This window comes from Kineococcus rugosus, from assembly GCF_050871975.1.
Classification (GTDB): domain Bacteria; phylum Actinomycetota; class Actinomycetes; order Actinomycetales; family Kineococcaceae; genus Kineococcus.
Genome location: NZ_JBJLSJ010000025.1, coordinates 15,322 through 32,358, shown reverse-complemented (window position 1 = coordinate 32,358; position 17,037 = coordinate 15,322). Strand labels below are relative to the sequence as shown.

At 75.2% G+C, this 17,037-nt stretch carries 14 protein-coding genes; 6 read left to right on the top strand and 8 right to left on the bottom strand.

The features are described from left to right. Positions 1-9 precede the first annotated feature (9 nt). Positions 10-1,833, top strand: coding sequence for a glycoside hydrolase family 2 protein (locus ACRYM6_RS15005; protein ID WP_432543684.1), 1,824 nt, complete (start codon positions 10-12; stop codon positions 1,831-1,833). A 16-nt stretch (positions 1,834-1,849) separates the two neighbouring features. Here the strand turns inward: ACRYM6_RS15005 and ACRYM6_RS15000 are convergent, their stop codons facing one another. Continuing rightward, complete coding sequence (locus tag ACRYM6_RS15000) at positions 1,850-2,659, bottom strand: ABC transporter permease (protein WP_432543683.1); 810 nt, start codon at positions 2,657-2,659, stop codon at positions 1,850-1,852. Next, the gene (locus ACRYM6_RS14995; RefSeq protein ID WP_432543682.1) at positions 2,656-3,576 is read right to left on the bottom strand and encodes an ABC transporter ATP-binding protein; all 921 of its coding nucleotides are present in this window, start codon (positions 3,574-3,576) and stop codon (positions 2,656-2,658) included. Before ACRYM6_RS14995 ends, ACRYM6_RS15000 begins: the two co-directional genes overlap by 4 nt. Positions 3,577-3,838: 262 nt before the next feature. Here ACRYM6_RS14995 and ACRYM6_RS14990 point away from each other — a divergent pair, with 262 nt between their 5' ends. Continuing rightward, positions 3,839-5,431: a methyl-accepting chemotaxis protein gene (locus ACRYM6_RS14990; protein ID WP_432543681.1), complete on the top strand. Its 1,593-nt coding sequence runs from the start codon at positions 3,839-3,841 to the stop codon at positions 5,429-5,431. Between the two features lie 60 nt (positions 5,432-5,491). Here the strand turns inward: ACRYM6_RS14990 and ACRYM6_RS14985 are convergent, their stop codons facing one another. From ACRYM6_RS14985 to ACRYM6_RS14975, 3 genes are read right to left on the bottom strand one after another with little or no spacing between them, the layout of a single operon-like run. Further along, the gene (locus tag ACRYM6_RS14985) at positions 5,492-6,340 is read right to left on the bottom strand and encodes a MaoC family dehydratase (protein ID WP_432543680.1); all 849 of its coding nucleotides are present in this window, start codon (positions 6,338-6,340) and stop codon (positions 5,492-5,494) included. Further along, positions 6,340-7,644 carry a 3-oxoacyl-ACP reductase gene (locus tag ACRYM6_RS14980; protein ID WP_432543679.1) on the bottom strand — a complete coding sequence of 435 codons (1,305 nt, stop codon included), beginning with the start codon at positions 7,642-7,644 and terminating at the stop codon, positions 6,340-6,342. Before ACRYM6_RS14980 ends, ACRYM6_RS14985 begins: the two co-directional genes overlap by 1 nt. Beyond that, on the bottom strand, positions 7,644-8,885 hold the full coding sequence (locus ACRYM6_RS14975; protein WP_432543678.1) for an acetyl-CoA C-acetyltransferase: 1,242 nt from the start codon (positions 8,883-8,885) through the stop codon (positions 7,644-7,646). The genes ACRYM6_RS14980 and ACRYM6_RS14975 overlap by 1 nt, the downstream gene beginning before the upstream one ends. A gap of 85 nt (positions 8,886-8,970) precedes the next feature. Here ACRYM6_RS14975 and ACRYM6_RS14970 point away from each other — a divergent pair, with 85 nt between their 5' ends. The 3 genes from ACRYM6_RS14970 to ACRYM6_RS14960 are packed head-to-tail and all read left to right on the top strand — an operon-like array spanning position 8,971 to position 12,665. Next, positions 8,971-9,606, top strand: coding sequence for a TetR/AcrR family transcriptional regulator (locus tag ACRYM6_RS14970; RefSeq protein WP_432543677.1), 636 nt, complete (start codon positions 8,971-8,973; stop codon positions 9,604-9,606). Continuing rightward, positions 9,603-11,600 (top strand): acyl-CoA dehydrogenase family protein, encoded by a 1,998-nt coding sequence (locus ACRYM6_RS14965; RefSeq protein WP_432543676.1) that lies wholly within the window; start codon positions 9,603-9,605, stop codon positions 11,598-11,600. The genes ACRYM6_RS14970 and ACRYM6_RS14965 overlap by 4 nt, the downstream gene beginning before the upstream one ends. A 15-nt stretch (positions 11,601-11,615) precedes the next feature. Continuing rightward, complete coding sequence (locus tag ACRYM6_RS14960; protein WP_432543675.1) at positions 11,616-12,665, top strand: lipoate--protein ligase family protein; 1,050 nt, start codon at positions 11,616-11,618, stop codon at positions 12,663-12,665. 80 nt (positions 12,666-12,745) lie between these two features. Here ACRYM6_RS14960 and ACRYM6_RS14955 read toward each other — a convergent pair whose 3' ends face one another. From ACRYM6_RS14955 to ACRYM6_RS14945, 3 genes are read right to left on the bottom strand one after another with little or no spacing between them, the layout of a single operon-like run. Beyond that, positions 12,746-13,858: an alcohol dehydrogenase catalytic domain-containing protein gene (locus ACRYM6_RS14955; RefSeq protein ID WP_432543674.1), complete on the bottom strand. Its 1,113-nt coding sequence runs from the start codon at positions 13,856-13,858 to the stop codon at positions 12,746-12,748. Continuing rightward, positions 13,855-14,280, bottom strand: coding sequence for an FmdB family zinc ribbon protein (locus tag ACRYM6_RS14950; RefSeq protein WP_432543673.1), 426 nt, complete (start codon positions 14,278-14,280; stop codon positions 13,855-13,857). The genes ACRYM6_RS14955 and ACRYM6_RS14950 overlap by 4 nt, the downstream gene beginning before the upstream one ends. Positions 14,281-14,290: 10 nt before the next feature. Further along, complete coding sequence (locus tag ACRYM6_RS14945) at positions 14,291-15,094, bottom strand: N-acyl homoserine lactonase family protein (RefSeq protein ID WP_432543724.1); 804 nt, start codon at positions 15,092-15,094, stop codon at positions 14,291-14,293. 135 nt (positions 15,095-15,229) lie between these two features. Here ACRYM6_RS14945 and ACRYM6_RS14940 point away from each other — a divergent pair, with 135 nt between their 5' ends. Further along, positions 15,230-16,990, top strand: coding sequence for a helix-turn-helix domain-containing protein (locus ACRYM6_RS14940; RefSeq protein ID WP_432543672.1), 1,761 nt, complete (start codon positions 15,230-15,232; stop codon positions 16,988-16,990). Positions 16,991-17,037: the final 47 nt, after the last annotated feature.

Here is a 17,037-nt window from a genome sequence, read left to right as displayed (position 1 = left end):
AGGCCTCCCGTGACCGACCCCCTCCCCTGCCCGCGTCCCGAGCACCCCCGTCCCCAGTTCGTCCGCGAGCGGTGGCTGTCCCTCAACGGCACCTGGGAGTTCGAGTTCGACCCCGGTGACAGCGGGCTCGAACGGGGCCTGCTGGACCGGCCGCTGAAGTCGTCGATCCTCGTGCCGTTCTGCCCGGAGTCGGAGCTGTCCGGCATCGGCGACGTCGACTTCCACCCCGCCGTCTGGTACCGGCGGAAGGTGGCGGTGCCCGCCACCTTCTCGGGGGCCCGGGTGGTCCTGCACTTCGGCGCCGTCGACCACGACGCCACCGTGTGGGCCGACGGCGTCGAGGTCGGCCGCCACCGCGGGGGGTTCACCGGGTTCAGCGTGGACCTGAGCGACGTCGCGGCTCCCGGTGGCGAGGTCACCGTCGTCGTCCGCGCCCGTGACCGGCGCGACGGCGTCCAAGCCCGAGGGAAGCAGTCGCGGCGGTACGCCAACCACGGGTGCGACTACACGCGGACGACCGGCATCTGGCAGACGGTGTGGCTGGAGGCGGTACCGCGGAGCTCGATGGGGCGGCCGCGCACGACACCGGACGTCGAGGCGTCCTCGTTCTGGTTCGAGGTGCCCCTCCAGGGCGCCCCCGCGGGCGCCCGGCTGGAGGTCTCCGTGTCCGACGACGCGGGAGAGGTCCTCACCGCGACCGCGGGTTGCGGCGCGGGGACCGCGGCCCGGCTCGTGGCCGTCCTGCCCGCCGACCGGGTCCGCCCGTGGTCGCCGCGGGACCCGTTCCTGTACTCCACCCGCTACACGTTGCGCGACGTCTCCGGGGCGGTGCTGGACGAGGCCGACGGGTACGCGGGCCTGCGCAGCGTCTCCCTGCACGGGACGGACGTGCTGCTCAACGGTGAGGTGGTCTTCCAGCGCCTCGTGCTCGACCAGGGGTACTACCGTCGCGGTGTCCTGACCGCGCCGACCGACGCGGACCTCGTCGCGGACATCGAACTGGCGCGGTCCGCGGGTTTCAACGGCGCACGGCTGCACCAGAAGGTCTTCGAGGAGCGCTACCTGTACCACGCCGACCGGCTGGGGTACCTGGTCTGGGGCGAGTTCGCCGACTGGGGGTGCCTCACGCGGGAGGAACCGGGCGAGGACGGGCAGCAGCCCACGCCGAGCTACCTCACGCAGTGGCTGGAAGTCCTCGAACGCGACCACTCCCACCCCTCGATCGTCGGTTGGTGCCCCCTCAACGAGACGCGGCAGTTCATCGGTGACGAGATCAGCGTCCTCGACGACGTCACCCGCGGGCTGTACCTGGCCACCAAGGCCTTCGACACGTCGCGACCGGTGCTCGACGCGTCGGGGTGGTCGCACCGGGTTCCCGGCGCCGACGTGTACGACTCGCACAACTACGAGCAGGATCCGGTCCTGTTCGCCAAGGCCATGGACGTGCTCGACCCCGCCTCGCGCACGGCCTACGTCAACCTCGACGGCGACGGGGGCCAGCCCGCGCAGGGCCGGCCCTGGTCGGTGCCCTACGCGGGGCAGCCGTACTTCTGCAGCGAGTTCGGCGGCATCTGGTGGAGCCCCGGGGACGAGGACGAGTCCTGGGGGTACGGGCGCAACCCGGCCTCCGTCGAGGAGTTCCACACCCGGTTCGCCGGGCTCGTCGACGTCCTCCTCCACAACCCCCACATGTTCGGCTACTGCTACACGCAGCTGACCGACGTCTTCCAGGAGCGCAACGGCCTCTTCACCTTCGACCGCGAGCCCAAGTTCGACCTGGTCCGGCTGCGGGCGGTGCAGACCCGGCCGGCGGCGGCGGAGCGGCGCGCCTGACGGGTGCGCGACCCCGTCACACCCGCGGCGACCAGCGGAACCGGGTGCCCACCAGCGCGAACGTCACCACGACCCAGCCGAGCGCGATCCCGGCGGCCCGCCACACGTCGGCGCCGGCGGGGTCGCCGATCCACCCGGCGTTCACCAGGTCCAGGACGGGGCTGAGGGGGGTGTAGTCCGCGAACCGCGTGAGGTTCCCGGGCAGCAGGTCCAGCGGCAGCGCCACCCCCGCGCCGAGGACGGCGACGGCCAGGACCGGCAGGCTCGTCATCTGCACCGACTCCAGGGTGCGGGAGAACACGGCGGTCACCAGCGCGAGGCCGGCGAAGACGGCGGCACCGACCAGCACCCCGGCCAGGCACAGCAGCGGGTTCGCCGGGACGGGCAACCCGAGGACGACGCCGCCGACGACGGCGAGCAGGACGGTCTGCACGAGGGTGAGCGCGACGGCGGGGACGGCCAGGGCGGTGAGGATCTCCGCGTCGGACGCCTCCCCGGTGCGCAGGCGCTGCAGCACGCCCTCCTCCCGGCGCGCGACGGCGGTCGACAGGACGTTGTAGTACACGACGAACAGCAGCAGCATCCCGACGATCGAGGCGACGGCCAGTGCGGCGGTGTCACCGCCGTCCCCGACGCCCTCGATCGAGCTGAACAACCCGATGACGCCGACGGGCATGAGGACCGCGATCGCCATCAGGGTCTTGTTGCGCTGCAGCAGGACGAGTTCGGCGCGGGCCAGGGACCAGGTGCGGCGCACCGTCCCGGGGAGCCGGGAGGGGCGGTCGGTCCGCACGGTCGGGGTGCCGGGACGGGTGAGGGCGCTCATCGGTCGGTCTCCTCGTGCTGGTCGTGGGTGGCGGCGAGTTCCAGGAACGCGGTCTCCAGCGAGGCCGGGGTGGCCTTCAGCTCCGGCAGGGCCAGGCCGCGCCGGTCGGCCCAGGCCAGGACCCGCGCCAGACTGCGCTGCAGGTGGTTCGTGCGGACGACGACGTGGCGGTCCTGCACGGTGAGGACGTCACCGGGTTCGAGCTCGGCGGGGTCGGGGCGGCCCGCGGCGGCGCGCCAGCGGATCTCCGAGCGGTGGCCCGCGACGACGTCGGCGATGGTCCCCTCGGCGGCGACCAGCCCCCGGTGCATGATCGCGAGGCGGTCGGAGAGTTCCTCGGCCTCCTCGAGGTGGTGGGTGGTCAGCAGGACGGCGGTGCCGCCGGTGACCAGCTCGCGCACGAGCTGCCACACCGACCGGCGGGACTGCGCGTCCAGGCCCGTGGTCGGTTCGTCCAGGACGAGCAGCTCGGGGCGGCCCAGCAGCGCGACGGCCAGGTCCAGGCGGCGGCGCTCCCCGCCGGACAGCGACTTCACCGTGGCGGGCAGCTTGTGCTGCAGGCCGACGACCTCCACGACCTCGGCCGTAGGGCGGCTGCGGGTCAGCGTCCCGCTCCACGTCCGCAGCGCCTCGGCGACGGTGAGCTCCCCGGGCAGGTTCCCGGACTGCAGGACGACCCCGGTGCGGGGGCGCACGGCGCGGCGCTCGCGGACGGGGTCGTGCCCCAGGACGGTGACGGTGCCGCCGGTGGGCTTCGCCAGCCCGGTGACGACGTCGACGGTGGAGGTCTTGCCGGCCCCGTTGGTGCCCAGGAGCCCGAACACCTCCCCCCGCCCGACGGAGAAGCTGATGCCCCGCACGGCCCGGGTGCCCCCGGAGTAGGTGCGTTCGAGGTCCCTGACGACGACTGCTTCCATGCCCTCCAGGCTGCCCCCGGACCCGGGCCCGCCCCCGTGCGCGCGGTCACGACTTCCCGGCGGTCCCGCACACCCGACCCGTGAGGAACCTCACGGGTCCACCCGCGCGCTGCGCGACGCGCGGCCCGGCGCGCACGCCGTCGGTGCCGGCGCCGCGGCGGCGTCGAGGTCGGGGTCGAGGTCGGGGTCGAGGTCGCTCAAGGGACGCGACCCCCGTGCCGATGGGTCCGGTGTTCCCAGTCCTTCCCCGAGGAGAACCGACATGCCCCGTCTCCGCCGCGGTTCGTCCTCCGACACCTCCGCCCCCTCCCGCGCGCCCCGCGACGTCGAGGCCCTCGAGCAGGTCCTCATCGCCTTCGACGGCGGTGTCGTCGACGCCCAGGACGCCCGCGTCAAGCTCACCGACGCGATGGTGGCCACCCTCGACCTCGCCTACGGCGCCCGCTGGGTGCCCGACGGCACCGGCAAGCTCACCCTGGCCTACGAGACCGGCTCCCTGGCCGCCGCGCTCGGCGCTTCGCCGGGGGGTGTGCGGACGCTCGGCGACGCGTCGGGACGCGGGGCCTCGATCGTCGAGCAGGCGAGCAGGGCGCACGGGCCGGTCATCCTCGACGCCCTCGGCGAGGGCGACCGCGGACAGCGCGGGGCGGCCGGGGCGGGGTGCCTGCGCTGGGAGGCCGCCCGGCGCGCGGGGATGGTCGCCGGGGCGGCGGTGCCGATGATGGACGAGAACAACGTCGTCGGCGTCATGGAGTTCTACAGCGACCACTGCCTGCCCCGCTTCGGCGACGAGAAGTGGCGCGCCATCAGCCGCATCGCCACCCTCGCCCGCCGCCAGGCGCTGGCCACCTCCGCGGCCGCCGAGATGCTCAGCGACCGCGAAGCGGTCACCACCGTGGTCACCGAGATCGGGCGCGCCTCCGACGAGGCCACCGCCATCCAGGTCGCGCTGGCGACGGTCCGCTCCGCGTTCGGCTGGGCCTACGGGTCGTTCTGGGCCATGGACGACCGGGCGACCCCGAGCGTGCTGCGCTTCCACTCCGAGTCCGGCTCCGCCGGCGAGGAGTTCCGCCGGGTCACCCTCGCGGCCTCCTTCGCCGAGGGCGTGGGCCTGTCCGGGCGCGCCTGGCGGGCGCGCGACCTCGTCTTCGTCCGCGACCTGGCCGAGGTGACCGACTGCGTGCGCGCTCCCGCCGCTCAGCGCGCCGGCGTCCGCTCCGGGGTCTGCTTCCCCGTCCTGGACGGGGAGCGGGTGGTGGGCACCATGGACTTCTTCACCACCGACAGCATCGAGCTGTCCCCCTCGCGCACCGCGGCGTTGCGCAACGTCGCGCAGCTGGTCTCCCAGCGCCTGTCGGTGCTGCGCCGCGCCGCCGCCGACGCCCGCAACGCCCAGGTGCTGCTGGAGACCGTCGCGCAGCTGCGCGAGGCGACCCACGACGCCGGCCGCGTCGCGCAGGAGGCGACGGACCGCTCGGCGGTCATGACGACCGACGTGGCGCAGCTGGGGGCGGCGTCGACCGCGGTCGGTGAGGTCATCGGCATCATCTCCAAGATCGCCGGGCAGACGAACCTGCTGGCGCTGAACGCCACCATCGAGGCCGCCCGCGCCGGGGAACTGGGCCGCGGCTTCGCCGTCGTGGCCAGCGAGGTGAAGGAACTGGCGCGCGAGACCGCGAGCGCCACCCAGCAGGTCGTGGCGCAGATCTCCGGGATCCAGTCGTCCAGCGCGTCGGTGGCCGACGGCATCCACGCCACCAGCGACATCATCAGCCAGCTCGACACCGTCCAGGCCCGCATCAACGACGTGCTGGAGCAGCAGGTGCAGATGGCCTCCGTCTTCGACCAGCGCTGACGACCGGCGCTGACGACCGGCGCTGACGACCGGGACGGCTCACCGGTCCCGGCGCCCCGGTCAGCCGGTGGGAGCCGCGGTGAGGCGGGTGGTGAGGTGCACGCGGGACTCCCCGCTGCGCACGGCCCCGGCCCACCCGTCGTCGAGGCGGCGGGTGACGTGCCGCACGGTGGCGGGCAGCAGCAGCGGGGACCCGAACTCGACCCGGTACCGGGCGGCCCCGGCTGCCGGGCCGCCGAGGTCGGCGAGCGCGCGCGAGGCCGTCCACATGCCGTGCGCGACCGTGCGGCGGAACCCCAGGGCGCGGGCGGTGATCGGGGACAGGTGGATGGGGTTGACGTCGCCGCTGACGGCGGCGTACCGGCGGCCGGTGTCGGCCGGGACGCGCCACGTCGTCCCGTCCCCGTCGGGGGCCTCGAGGCGCTCCTCGTCGCGGGGGGTCCCGGGCCAGCGGACGCCGCGGGCGAGGTAGCGGCTGCGGCCGGTCCAGACGACGTCGGGCCCGACGCGCACCTCGGTGCGCAGGTCGACGGTGGCGCCGCGCCGGTGCGCGTGCATCCCGACGGCCTGCACGGACAGCTCGAACTCCTCGCCGATCCCCAGCGGACGGTTCTGGGTGACGTCCTGGGTCAGGTGCACCAGGCCGGGCAGGGTGAAGGGGAACGGTTCGCGCACCATGAGGTCGACCTGCGGCCCGAACGCGACGACCTGCGGGTACGGCAGGGGGACGGTGTCGCGCACCGGGAACCCGGTGAGGCGGCAGAACGCCGCGACGCGGTCGACGTCGAACCGGCCGCGGCGCAGGACGACGCGGCGGCGGGGGACGTCGAGGGAGCGGCTGGGGCGGCTGAGCAGCGCCCGGGCGTACAGGGGCGCGAACGCCGGGGCGTGCGGCAGGACGCGGTCCATCACGCCCCCACGAGGTTCTGCCCGCACACCCGCAGCACCTGCCCGTCGACCCCGGCGGCGTCGGGTTGCGCGAGCCACCCGACGGTCTCGGCGACGTCGATCGGCAGGCCGCCCTGGAGCAGGCTGTTCGCCCGGCGCGCGACCTCGCGCTGCACCGGTGGGATCGCGGCCGTCATGGGGGTCTCGATGAACCCGGGAGCGACGGCGTTGATGGCGAAGCCCCGCTGCGCCAGGGGTTCGGCCAGGGCCTGCACGAGCCCGACGAGACCGGCCTTGCTGGTCGCGTAGTTCGTCTGGCCCCGGGCGCCGGCGATCCCGTTCACCGAGGACAGGCAGACGAACCGGGCTCCGGGGGCCAGGGCCCCCTCGTGCTGGAGGAGGCCCTCGGTGAGCCGGATCGGGGCGGCGAGGTTCACGGCCAGCACCGACCGCCACGCCGTCTCGTCGAGGTTCACGAACGAGCGGTCGCGGGTGATGCCGGCGTTGTGGACGACGACGTCGGCCCCGGCGAACCGGTCGGCGAGGTGCGCGGCGAGGGTGCGCGGCGCGTCGGCGGCGGTGACGTCCAGGTGCAGCGTGGAGCCGTGGACGCGGTTGGCGACGGCGGCCAGTTCCTGCCCCGCCGCGGCGGTGTCCACGCACACGACGTGGTGCCCGGACCGGGCGAGGACCTGCGCGGTGGCCGCCCCGATCCCCCGGGCCGCACCGGTGACGACGGCCACCCGGTGCTCGCGCGGCGGGACGGGGACCCCGGCGCCGACGACGAGGGGCTGGCCGTCGACGAACGCCGAGCGGTCGGAGCAGAAGAACCCGACGGCGCTGCGCAGCGCGGTGCGGGCCCCGTCGCGCACGCGCAGCAGGTTCACGGTCGTCCCGCCGCGCGCCTCCTTGGCCAGGCTGCGGACGAAACCCTCCAGGCCGTGCTGGACGGCCCGGGCCTGCGGGTCGTCGAGGGCGTCGGGGGCGGCGGCCAGCACGAGGACCCGGCCCCGGGTGCGGCGGAACGCCGGGGCCAGGGTCAGCAGCTCGTCGAGCTGCTCGACGGTGCGCAGCCCGGAGGCGTCGGCGACGAGCGCCGACAGCCTGCCCTCGCCGGGCGCGGTCGCGGTCGCGCGCTCGCCCAGCCAGGACGTGACCTCCGCGGTCCAGGTGGCCCCGCTGAGCCCGACGACGAGCGCGGGGTCGGTGGCCCACTCCTCGTCCGCGGCGTAGCGGCGCAGCCGCGCCGGCTGCGGCAGGCCGGTGCGGGCGGCGAGGAACCGGCCGGGACCGGTGCGGACGAACGTGCCGTACGGGTCGCTCATCACGCCTCCACCAGCGCGACGATGCCCTGCCCGCCGGCGGCGCACACGGAGATCAGCGCGCGGCCGCCGCCGCGCTCGTGCAGGAGCTTTGCGGTGGTCGCCAGCAGGCGCGCGCCGGTGGCGGCGAACGGGTGGCCGGTCGCCAGGGAGGAGCCGGCGACGTTGAGCCGGTCCCGGGGGACGGTGCCCAGCCCGCGCTGCTCCCACGCGTCGAGGGTGGCCAGGACGGTGGAGGCGAACGCCTCGTGGACCTCGACGAGGTCGACGTCGGCCAGGGTCAGCCCGTGGCGCTGGAGCAGGCGCGGCGCGGCGGTGACGGGTGCGGTGAGCAGCCCCTCGCCGTGGACGTGGTCGACGGCGGCGGTCTCGGCGTCGACCAGGTGCGCCAGGACGGGCAGCCGGCGCTCGGCGGCCCACTCGTCGCTGCCCAGCAGGACCACGGCGGCGCCGTCGGTGAGGGGGGTGGAGTTCCCGGCCGTCATGGTGGCCTCGCCGGCGAGGTCGCGGCCGAAGACGGGCTTGAGCGCGGCCAGCTTCTCGGCGGTGGTGTCCGGGCGCAGCGGCTCGTCGCGGCGGACGCCGAGGTAGGGGGTGAGCAGGTCGTCGAAGAACCCGCGCTCGTAGGCGGCGGCGAGGTTGCGGTGGCTGGCGAGGGCGAGCTCGTCCTGGGCCTGGCGGGTCACCGCGGCCTCCAGGGCGGTGCGGGCGGCGTGCTCGCCCATCGACAGCCCGGTGCGGGCCTCGGCGTTGCGGGGCGGGGCCGGGCGCAGCTGGCCGGGGCGCAGCCTGGCCAGGGCGGCGAGGCGGGCGCCGGGGGTGCGGGCGCGGGACAGTTCCAGCAGGACGCGGCGCAGCCCGTCGTCGACGGCGATGGGCGCGTCGCTGGCGGAGTCGGTGCCGCCGGCGATGCCGGCCTCGATCTGCCCGAGGGCGATCTTGTTGGCGACGAGGACGGCGGTCTCCAGGCCCGTCGCGCAGGCCTGCTGCACGTCGTAGGTGGGGGTCGCGGCGTCCAGGGCCGTGGAGAGCACGGCTTCGCGGGTGAGGTTCAGGTCGCGGCTGTGCTTGAGCACCGCGCCGGCCACGACCTCCCCGAGGCGTTCCCCGGCGAGCCCGTAGCGGGCGACCAGGCCGTCGAGCGCGGCGACGAGCAGGTCCTGGGCGGAGGCCTGCGCGTAGCGGCGCCCGGCCCGGACGAACGGTGTGCGGTTTCCCCCGATGATCGCAGCCCTGCGTGCCACGGAACCCCCTCGTCGTCGGTCTGATCACCGAAGTTATCAGGTACTTGCAGTACCCGATACCCCGTTCCCGGGGTACCGTCGAGGAGTGGAGGTCGTCGAGGACGGACGCAGGACGCGGTGGGCCGAGCACCGCCGCCGCCGCCGGGAGGAACTGGTGACGGCCGCGCTGCGGGCCATCACGTCCAAGGGCGCCGGGGTCGGCATGGACGAGGTCGCCGCCGCCGCCGGCACCAGCAAGACCGTCCTCTACCGGCACTTCACCGACAAGGAGGACCTCTACCTCGCGGTCGCCGAACGGGTGAACTCGCGCATCCTGCGCGAGCTCGGCGCGGCGGCCCGGCAGGCCGCCGGGCCCCGGGACGCGCTCGCCGCGATCATCGGGGTGTACGTCGGGCTGGTCGAGGCCGACCCGGAGGTCTACCGGTTCGTCGTCTCGCACCCCCTCCTCGAACGTCCCCTCAGCTCCGACCCCGTGCAGCGGATCTCGGCCACCGTCGCCGACGAGACCGCCCGCACGATCACCGCGCACCTGCGGGTCGGCGGGGCGCGCGACTCCTCGGCTGACGCCCTCGCGCACGGCCTCATCGCCCTGATCCGCACGGCCGCCGACCGGTGGATCTCCAGCCCGGACCGGGTCCCGGCCGCCACGCTCGTCAGTGATCTCACCCAACTCGCCTGGGGCGGCCTGAACGCCGTCCTGTCCCCGCAGGAGGTTCCGTGACCGCCGTCGACACCCGCACCCAGACCCCTGTCGAGACCCCCACCGGAACTCCTGCAGAAACCTCTGCGGGAACCCCCGCCGGGGCGCCCGTGGACACCGCCGTCCTGCGCCGCGTCCTCGACGGCCGCTTCGGCGACCTCAAGGAGGAGTTCCGCCGCAACGCCCCGGCCGACCTGTTCGACCCCACCGGGGACCTGTCCACCCGCGAGCACCGGGACCTGACGCGGGCGCGGTTGCGCACGCTCGCCGACCTCGGCGGCCACGAGCTCGGGTACGCCTCCCGGTGGGGCGGCGCGGACTCCCCCGGCGGGCAGGTCGCCCAGTTCGAGATGCTCGGGTTCGGCGACGCCTCGCTGATGATCAAGTCGGGCGTGCAGTGGGGGTTGTTCGGCGGCGCCGTGCAGGCCCTGGGCACCGAGCGCCACCACGCCGAACTGCTCGGCCCGCTGCTGCGCCTGGACCTCGTGGGCTGCTTCGCGATGACCGAGACCGGCCACGGGTCCGACGTCTCCTCCATCGGCACCACCGCCACGTACGACCCGCGGACGCAGGAGTTCGTGGTGCACACCCCGGACGCGACCTGCCGCAAGGACTACATCGGCGGCGCGGCCGAGGACGCCGACATCGCGGTCGTGTTCGCCCAGCTCGTCACCGGCGGCGAGGCGCGCGGGGTGCACGCCTTCGTCGTCCCGCTGCGCCACGACGGGGTCGACGCACCGGGCGTGTGGCGCGGCGACGACGGCCGCAAGATGGGCCTGAACGGCGTCGACAACGGCCGGCTGGCCTTCGACCACGTGCGGGTGCCGCGGACGGCGCTGCTGAACCGGTACGCCGACGTCGCCGAGGACGGCACCTACTCCTCCCCCATCGCCAGCGCGAACTCCCGGTTCTTCACGATGCTCGGGGCCCTGGTCAAGGGCCGGGTCAGCGTCTCCGGCGGCGCGCTGTCGCAGACCAAGGTGGCCCTGGAGATCGCGCTGCGGTACGCCGGGCGCCGCACCCAGTTCCGCCGGCCGGGCTCCACCGAGGAGGTCGTGCTGCTGGACTACCTCGCCCACCAGCGGCGCCTGCTGGTGCCGCTGGCCACCGCGTACGCCCTGAGCTTCGCCCAGGACGACCTGCTGGGCGAGATGGACGAGCTGCTGCGCGTGCAGCTGGCCGGAGGCGACCCCGACCCCGCGCGCCAGCGCGCCTTCGAGGGGCACGCGGCGGCGCTGAAGGTGGCCTCCACCTGGCACGCGACCCGCACCATCCAGACCTGCCGGGAGGCGTGCGGCGGCAACGGCTTCCTCGCCGACTCCCGGCTGCCGCAGCTGAAGGCCGACACCGACGTCTTCACGACGTTCGAGGGCGACAACACCGTCCTGCTGCAACTGGTCGCCAAGGGGCTGCTGACGTCGTACGCGCAGCAGTTCTCCGACCTCGACACCCTGGGCATGGCGCGGTTCGCGACGCGCGACCTCATCGCCACCTACGCCGGCCGCAGCCCGGCGCTGTCCCTCGTCGCCGACGTCGTCGAGGCCGGCCGGGTCCCCGACGACCTGCACGACCGCGGGTGGCAGCTGCGGATGCTCGCCGACCGCGAGCGCCACGTCGTGGAGTCGCTGGCCAAGCGGATGCGCAAGGCGCGCTCGAAGCCGGAGGCGGAGCGCTTCGCGGCGATCGACGAGCTGCAGGACCACCTGCTGCTGGCGGGCCGGGCGCACACCGACCGGGTGGTCGCGGAGGCGTTCGCGGCGGCCATCGCCCGCTGCGAGGACGCGGACGTGGCCGCGCTGCTGGCCGACGTGTGCGACCTGCACGTGCTGGCGCTGCTGGAGGCGGAGAAGGGGTGGTACCTGGAGCACCGGCGGATGACGACGCTGCGGGCCAAGGCCATCACGAAGGCCGTGAACGCGCTGTGCCGCAGGTTGCGCCCGCGCACCGAGGAGCTGCTGGCGGGCTTCGGGACGCCGCGGGGGTGGCTGCGGTCCTCCCTCGTCCCCGGCGCCTGAGCTAGCCTCGCCGTCGTGCACGGTGAGTACAAGGTCCCCGGGGGCAAGCTCGTCGTCGTCGACCTGGAGGTGGTCGACGGCCGGCTGTCCGACGTCCGCCTCAGCGGCGACTTCTTCCTCGAACCGGACGACGCCCTGGAGGCGATCGACGCGACCCTGACCGGGTTCCCCGCCGAGGCCGACGCGCAGGAGATCGCCGCCCGGGTGCGGTCGGCGCTGCCGCGCGACGCGGTGCTGCTCGGCTTCACCCCCGAGGCGGTCGCGACGACGGTGCGCCGCGCGGTCGGCGGAGCGACGGGGTGGCTGGACCACGAGTGGCAGTTCGTCCACACGGGGCCGCAGTCCCCGCTGACGCACATGGCGCTGGACGAGGTGCTGACCCGGGAGGTCGCGCAGGGGCGGCGCGGGCCGACGCTGCGGGTCTGGGAGTGGGCGAGCCCGGCCGTGGTGCTGGGCAGTTTCCAGTCGGTGGTCAACGAGGTCGACGGCGAGGCCGCCGAACGGCTCGGGGTGCAGGTCGTGCGCCGCGTCTCCGGCGGCGGCGCGATGTTCGTCGAACCGGGGAACACCATCACGTACTCGCTGTACGCGCCGGGGTCGCTGGTGGAGGGGCTGAGCTTCACCGAGTCCTACGCGTTCCTGGACGACTGGGTGCTGGTGGCCCTGGGCGACCTGGGCATCAAGGCGTGGTACCAGCCGATCAACGACATCACCACCGAGCAGGGCAAGATCGCCGGGGCCGCGCAGAAGCGGCTGGCCGACGGGACCGTCCTGCACCACGTGACGATGTCGTACGACATCGACGCGGCGAAGATGCTGCAGGTGCTGCGCATCGGCCGGGAGAAGCTGTCCGGCAAGGGCCTGGCCAGCGCCGCCAAGCGGGTCGACCCGCTGCGCCGGCAGACCGGCCTGCCGCGCGAGCAGGTCATCGACTCGATGGTCGCGACGTTCCGCCGGCAGTACGGGCTGCACGACTCCGAACTGACCGCGGACGAGCTCGCCGCGGCCGAGGAGCTGGTGGCGTCGAAGTTCTCGACGCCGGAGTGGGTGCAGCGGATCCCCTGAACCCCCGGGGGCCGGGGGGGGGGGGGGGGGGGGGGGGGGGCGGCCCCCCCCCCCCCCCCCCCCCCCCCCCCCACCGCGGTTCAGCCGCCGTCGAACTCGATGATCTGCCGGACCGCGCGGCCCTGCGCGAGGGTGTCCATCGCCTCGTTGATCCCCTCCAGGGTGGTGCGGGAGGAGACGAGTTCCTCCACCGGCAGCCGGCCCTCGCGCCACATGCCCGCGAACAGCGGGATGTCCCGGGCCGGGACCGCCGACCCCAGGTAGCTGCCCTGCACGACGCGCGCCTCGGCCGTCAGCCCCAGCGGCGCGATGCTGGCGCGGGCGTCCGGGGAGGGCAGCCCGACCGTGGTGGTCGACCCGCCGGGTGCGGTGATCGCGACGGCGGTCTCGAACGCCCGGGGGTGACCGGCGGCCTCGACGACCGCCGCGGCCCGCACCCCCGCCTCGACGGCTTCGGCCGGGGTGTACACCTCGTGGGCACCCAGCTGCCGGGCCCGTTCCAGCTTCTCCGGCAGCGCGTCCACCCCGATGACCGGGCCGGTGCCCACCGACAGCGCGGTCAGCAGCGCCGCCATCCCCACCCCGCCGAGGCCGACGACGGCGATCGCGTCCCCCGGCTGGGGTTTCGCGGCGTTGAGGACCGCCCCGCCGCCGGTGAGCACCGCGCACCCCAGGACGGCCGCCACCTCCGGCGGGACGTCGGGTTCCACCGGGACGACGGAGCGGCGGTCCACCACGGCGTGCGTCGCGAAACCCGACACCCCCAGGTGGTGGTGCACGGGGGAACCGTCGCGGTGCAGCCGGCGGCCGCCGGCCAGCAGGGCCCCCTCGTTGTTCGAGCGGGTCCCCTCGGTGCACGGCAGCCGCCCGTTCGTGCCGCAGTTCGCGCACCGCCCGCACCGGGGCAGGAACGTCATGACGACCCGGTCGCCGACGGCGACGTCGCGCACGTCCGCGCCGGCGTGCAGGACCCGGCCGGCGGCCTCGTGCCCCAGCAGCATCGGCACCGGGCGCACCCGGTTGCCGTCGACGACCGACAGGTCGGAGTGGCACACCCCGGCGGCCTCGATCCGCACGAGCAGTTCCGTGGGGCCGGGGTCGTCCAGTTCCAGGTCGCACACCGTGATCGGCCGGGACCGCGCGAACGGCCGGTCGCGGCCGACCTCCTCCAGCACCGCTCCCCGGACCCTCACGCGCCGACCCCGTCCCCGCTCGTCCCCTGCCGTGACCGTTCCCGTTGCAGCGCAGCACCCACGGCCTGGCCGATGTCGTCCCCGGCCCGCAGCGGGGAGTCCCGGAAGATCCCCTCGTGGGCCAGGACGGGACGCCGGTCGCCGCCGAGCTCGGGGTGGCGCTCCTCCAGCGCGTCCCGCCGGGCGGCCACGTCGTGCCAGTGGCGGACGGTCTCGGGGTCCCCGCCGCGCACGCCCCGCCAGCTGCGGGGCATCCGCTCCCGGGGGACGCCCGCGTCGGCGGCGCCGCCGATGTTCGGCCGGCTCGGCACCCGCCGCGTCGGTTCCCCGCAGGAGCGGCACGCCGGCGCCTCGGCGTGCATGGAGGGCAGGACGGCCTCGAAGCGGTGGCCCGCCGGGCACAGGACGTCGTAGATCACCACGTCGGCCCCCTCAGCGGTAGAAGCCGTCGGGGGCGTACCGCAGGGACCTCGCCTGGTCCGCGTCGTGCCCGAAGACCAGTTCGGCGCCGGTGCGGTCGGCGATGCGGCGCAGCTTCTCCACCGACTCCAGCCACTTGAGGTTGTCCCACACGATGGCCGCCCCCACCGCCGGCGGGCCGTAGCTGTCGGCCAGGTACACCGCGTCCGAGGTGAAGATCTTCGTGCCCTCCTGCGGCAGGTCCACCTGCAGCGACATCGTCCCCCAGGTGTGCCCGGGGGTCTCGATGACGCTCACGCCGGGGACGATCTCGACGTCCCCGCTGACGGCCTCCAGGTCCAGGCCGTCGTAGTCGCTGACGATGTGCGCGCCGGCGGAGTACCCGGTGATCGCGCGCGCCCCCTCGATCTCGGCGCGGTTCGCGATGATCCGCGTGCGGCCGTTCTGGAACAGCTTCGCGTTCGCGGCGTGGTCGAAGTGCAGGTGGGACAGGACGAGGACGTCGATGTCGTCGGTCGTCAGCTCCAGCTGGGCCAGGGAGCTGTCCAGGTACCCGGGGCCGTCCACGGGTTCCTTCACGGGGAAGAAGTCGTGGAAACCCGTCGGCGCCCACCGCTGCTCCCAGTCGCGCGGGACCCCGGTGTCCCACAGGACCCGCCCCTCCGGGTGCTCGATGAGCACCGCGTGGGTGGGGCACTCCCCCCACACCACCGGGTCGTCCTTGTGGTGGCGGTCGCGGATGGTCCGCCCGCCCTTGAGCAGCAACCACGTCAGGTCGGTCTCCATCACCCCGGTGGACAGGACGTGGAGCTTCATGTCGGCCACGGCAGCCTCCTCGATACGCATCAGCCGGAGCGCCCAGTCTCGGCAGCCGCGCCGCGCGGGGTCCATGTCGCGCGGCGCCGCACCGACCGCTGCCGGGGTGGCGGCCCGCGCCATACGATCACGCCCGTGGAGCACCCCGCGGAGATCGAGGCGTTCGGCGAACCCGACCCCGCCACCCTCCTGAGGGTGGTCGGCGAGACGGCCCTCGACCTCGCCCACGTCGGTTCCCGCGACGTCGTCCTGCGGGCGGTGCTGCGCCGCGCGCGGGAACTCCTGGACGCCGACATGGCGTACTTCAGCCTCAACGACCTGGGGTCGGGCACCACGTGGATCGAGCTCACCGAGGGGGTCCGCACCCCGGAGTACCGCGCGATCCGGATGCCGTTCGGCACCGGGGTCCTCGGCAGCGCCGCCGCCGGCGCCACGACCGTCCACACCACCGACTACCTCGCCGACACCCACCTGCACCACCTGCCGGCCATCGACGCCATCGTCCGCGCGGAGGGGGTCCGCGCCATCGCCGGCGCGCCCATGCGCCTGGGCGGGCGCGTCGTCGGCGCCCTCGTGGTCGCCCACCGCGCACCCCGCGCCCTGGGGCCGGCCGCCCGCGACGCCCTGGAGCACCTGTCCGTGCAGGCCGCGGTCGCCCTGGAGCAGACCCGCCGCGGGGAGGAGATCGTCCGGCTGCGCGCGCACCGCCCGGGCACGACCGACGCCGGTGAGCGGCGCCAGCTGGAGGACCTCGTCTCCCTGGACGAGCGGCTCATGGGCGCCATGGCCGGTTCCACCGCCGAGGCCGCCGGGGTCTTCGCGGTGCTGGAGGAGACCGTCGCCCGGCCGCTGGCCCTGTTCGACCCGGCCGGTGCCCTCCTCCTGGGCGGGGGCGCCGTCGGGGAGGACGCCCTGCGGGAGTGGCGGGTGCGCGCCGCCGTCCGCACCTCCCACGCCGGGGGCGGGGTGGTCGTCGCCCACACCCCCGACGGCCCCTTCGCCGTCCTGGCCGTCGCCACCGCCGGGGAGCACCTCGCGACGCTGCTGCTGGCCGACCCCGACGCCGAGGCCGTGCGGCTGGTCTCGCACGCCGCCGCGTTCCTCACCGTGGCCCTGCTCGTCGAGCGCGCGCTGGCCGAGGCGGACCAGACCGCCCGGACCAGCCTCATCGAGGAGCTCCTGGACGACCGCGCCCCCACCCGCAGCACCCTGGGGCCCCGGCTGGCCGCGTACGGCCTCGACCTGGGCGCCCCGCTGACCGTCCTCATCGCCGACCTGCCGCCCGCGAGCGCCCGCCGCGCCGCGCGGGCCGCGCGGAGCGCCCTGCCGGACGGGGGCTGCCTGCTGTCCGTGCACGAGCGGCACCTGTGCGTCCTGACCGCCGGGACCGACGCCGCGCCCGCGGCCGAGCGCCTCGACGCGGCGCTGGCCGCGGCGGGGGTGCCGGCCGTGGTGGGGTCGGCCACGACGCCGGCGGGGACGCCCGCGGAGGTGCGCCGCTGCCACGCCGAGGCGGCGCAGCTCGCCACGGCGGCCCGGTCGCTGGGCCGGGTCCGCGGTCACGTCGACTTCGCCGCGATCGGCCCGGCGGGGGCGGTGGTGCACGACGGGAGCGGGCGGACGGCCCGGACCATCGTCGAGCGCTTCCTGGGTCCCGTCGTGGCGTACGACGAGCGGCGCGGCACGCAGCTGGCGGACACGCTGTGGCACTACTTCAGCGGCGGGGAGCTGCTGGCCCCGGCCGCGCGGGCCCTGCACGTGCACCCGAACACGGTGCGGCAGCGGCTGGACCGCGTCGACGAGCTGCTCGGGCCGCAGTGGCGCGGCCCCGAGGGGCGGTTCAACACGCAGTTCGCGGTGCGGTTGTGGAAGGGCCTGCGGCCGGCGGACGGGTGAGGGCGGCAGATCCCCTGGACACCCCCGGGTCGGCGGCGCAGACTCGG

Excerpts from the sequence above, each read along its gene's own strand:
- ACRYM6_RS15000 (WP_432543683.1), bottom strand. The coding sequence starts at position 2,659 with ATGAGCGCCCTCACCCGTCCCGGCACCCCGACCGTGCGGACCGACCGC.
- ACRYM6_RS14995 (WP_432543682.1), bottom strand. The coding sequence starts at position 3,576 with ATGGAAGCAGTCGTCGTCAGGGACCTCGAACGCACCTACTCCGGGGGC.
- ACRYM6_RS14990 (WP_432543681.1), top strand. The coding sequence starts at position 3,839 with ATGCCCCGTCTCCGCCGCGGTTCGTCCTCCGACACCTCCGCCCCCTCC.
- ACRYM6_RS14985 (WP_432543680.1), bottom strand. The coding sequence starts at position 6,340 with ATGGACCGCGTCCTGCCGCACGCCCCGGCGTTCGCGCCCCTGTACGCC.
- ACRYM6_RS14980 (WP_432543679.1), bottom strand. The coding sequence starts at position 7,644 with ATGAGCGACCCGTACGGCACGTTCGTCCGCACCGGTCCCGGCCGGTTC.
- ACRYM6_RS14945 (WP_432543724.1), bottom strand. The coding sequence starts at position 15,094 with ATGAAGCTCCACGTCCTGTCCACCGGGGTGATGGAGACCGACCTGACG.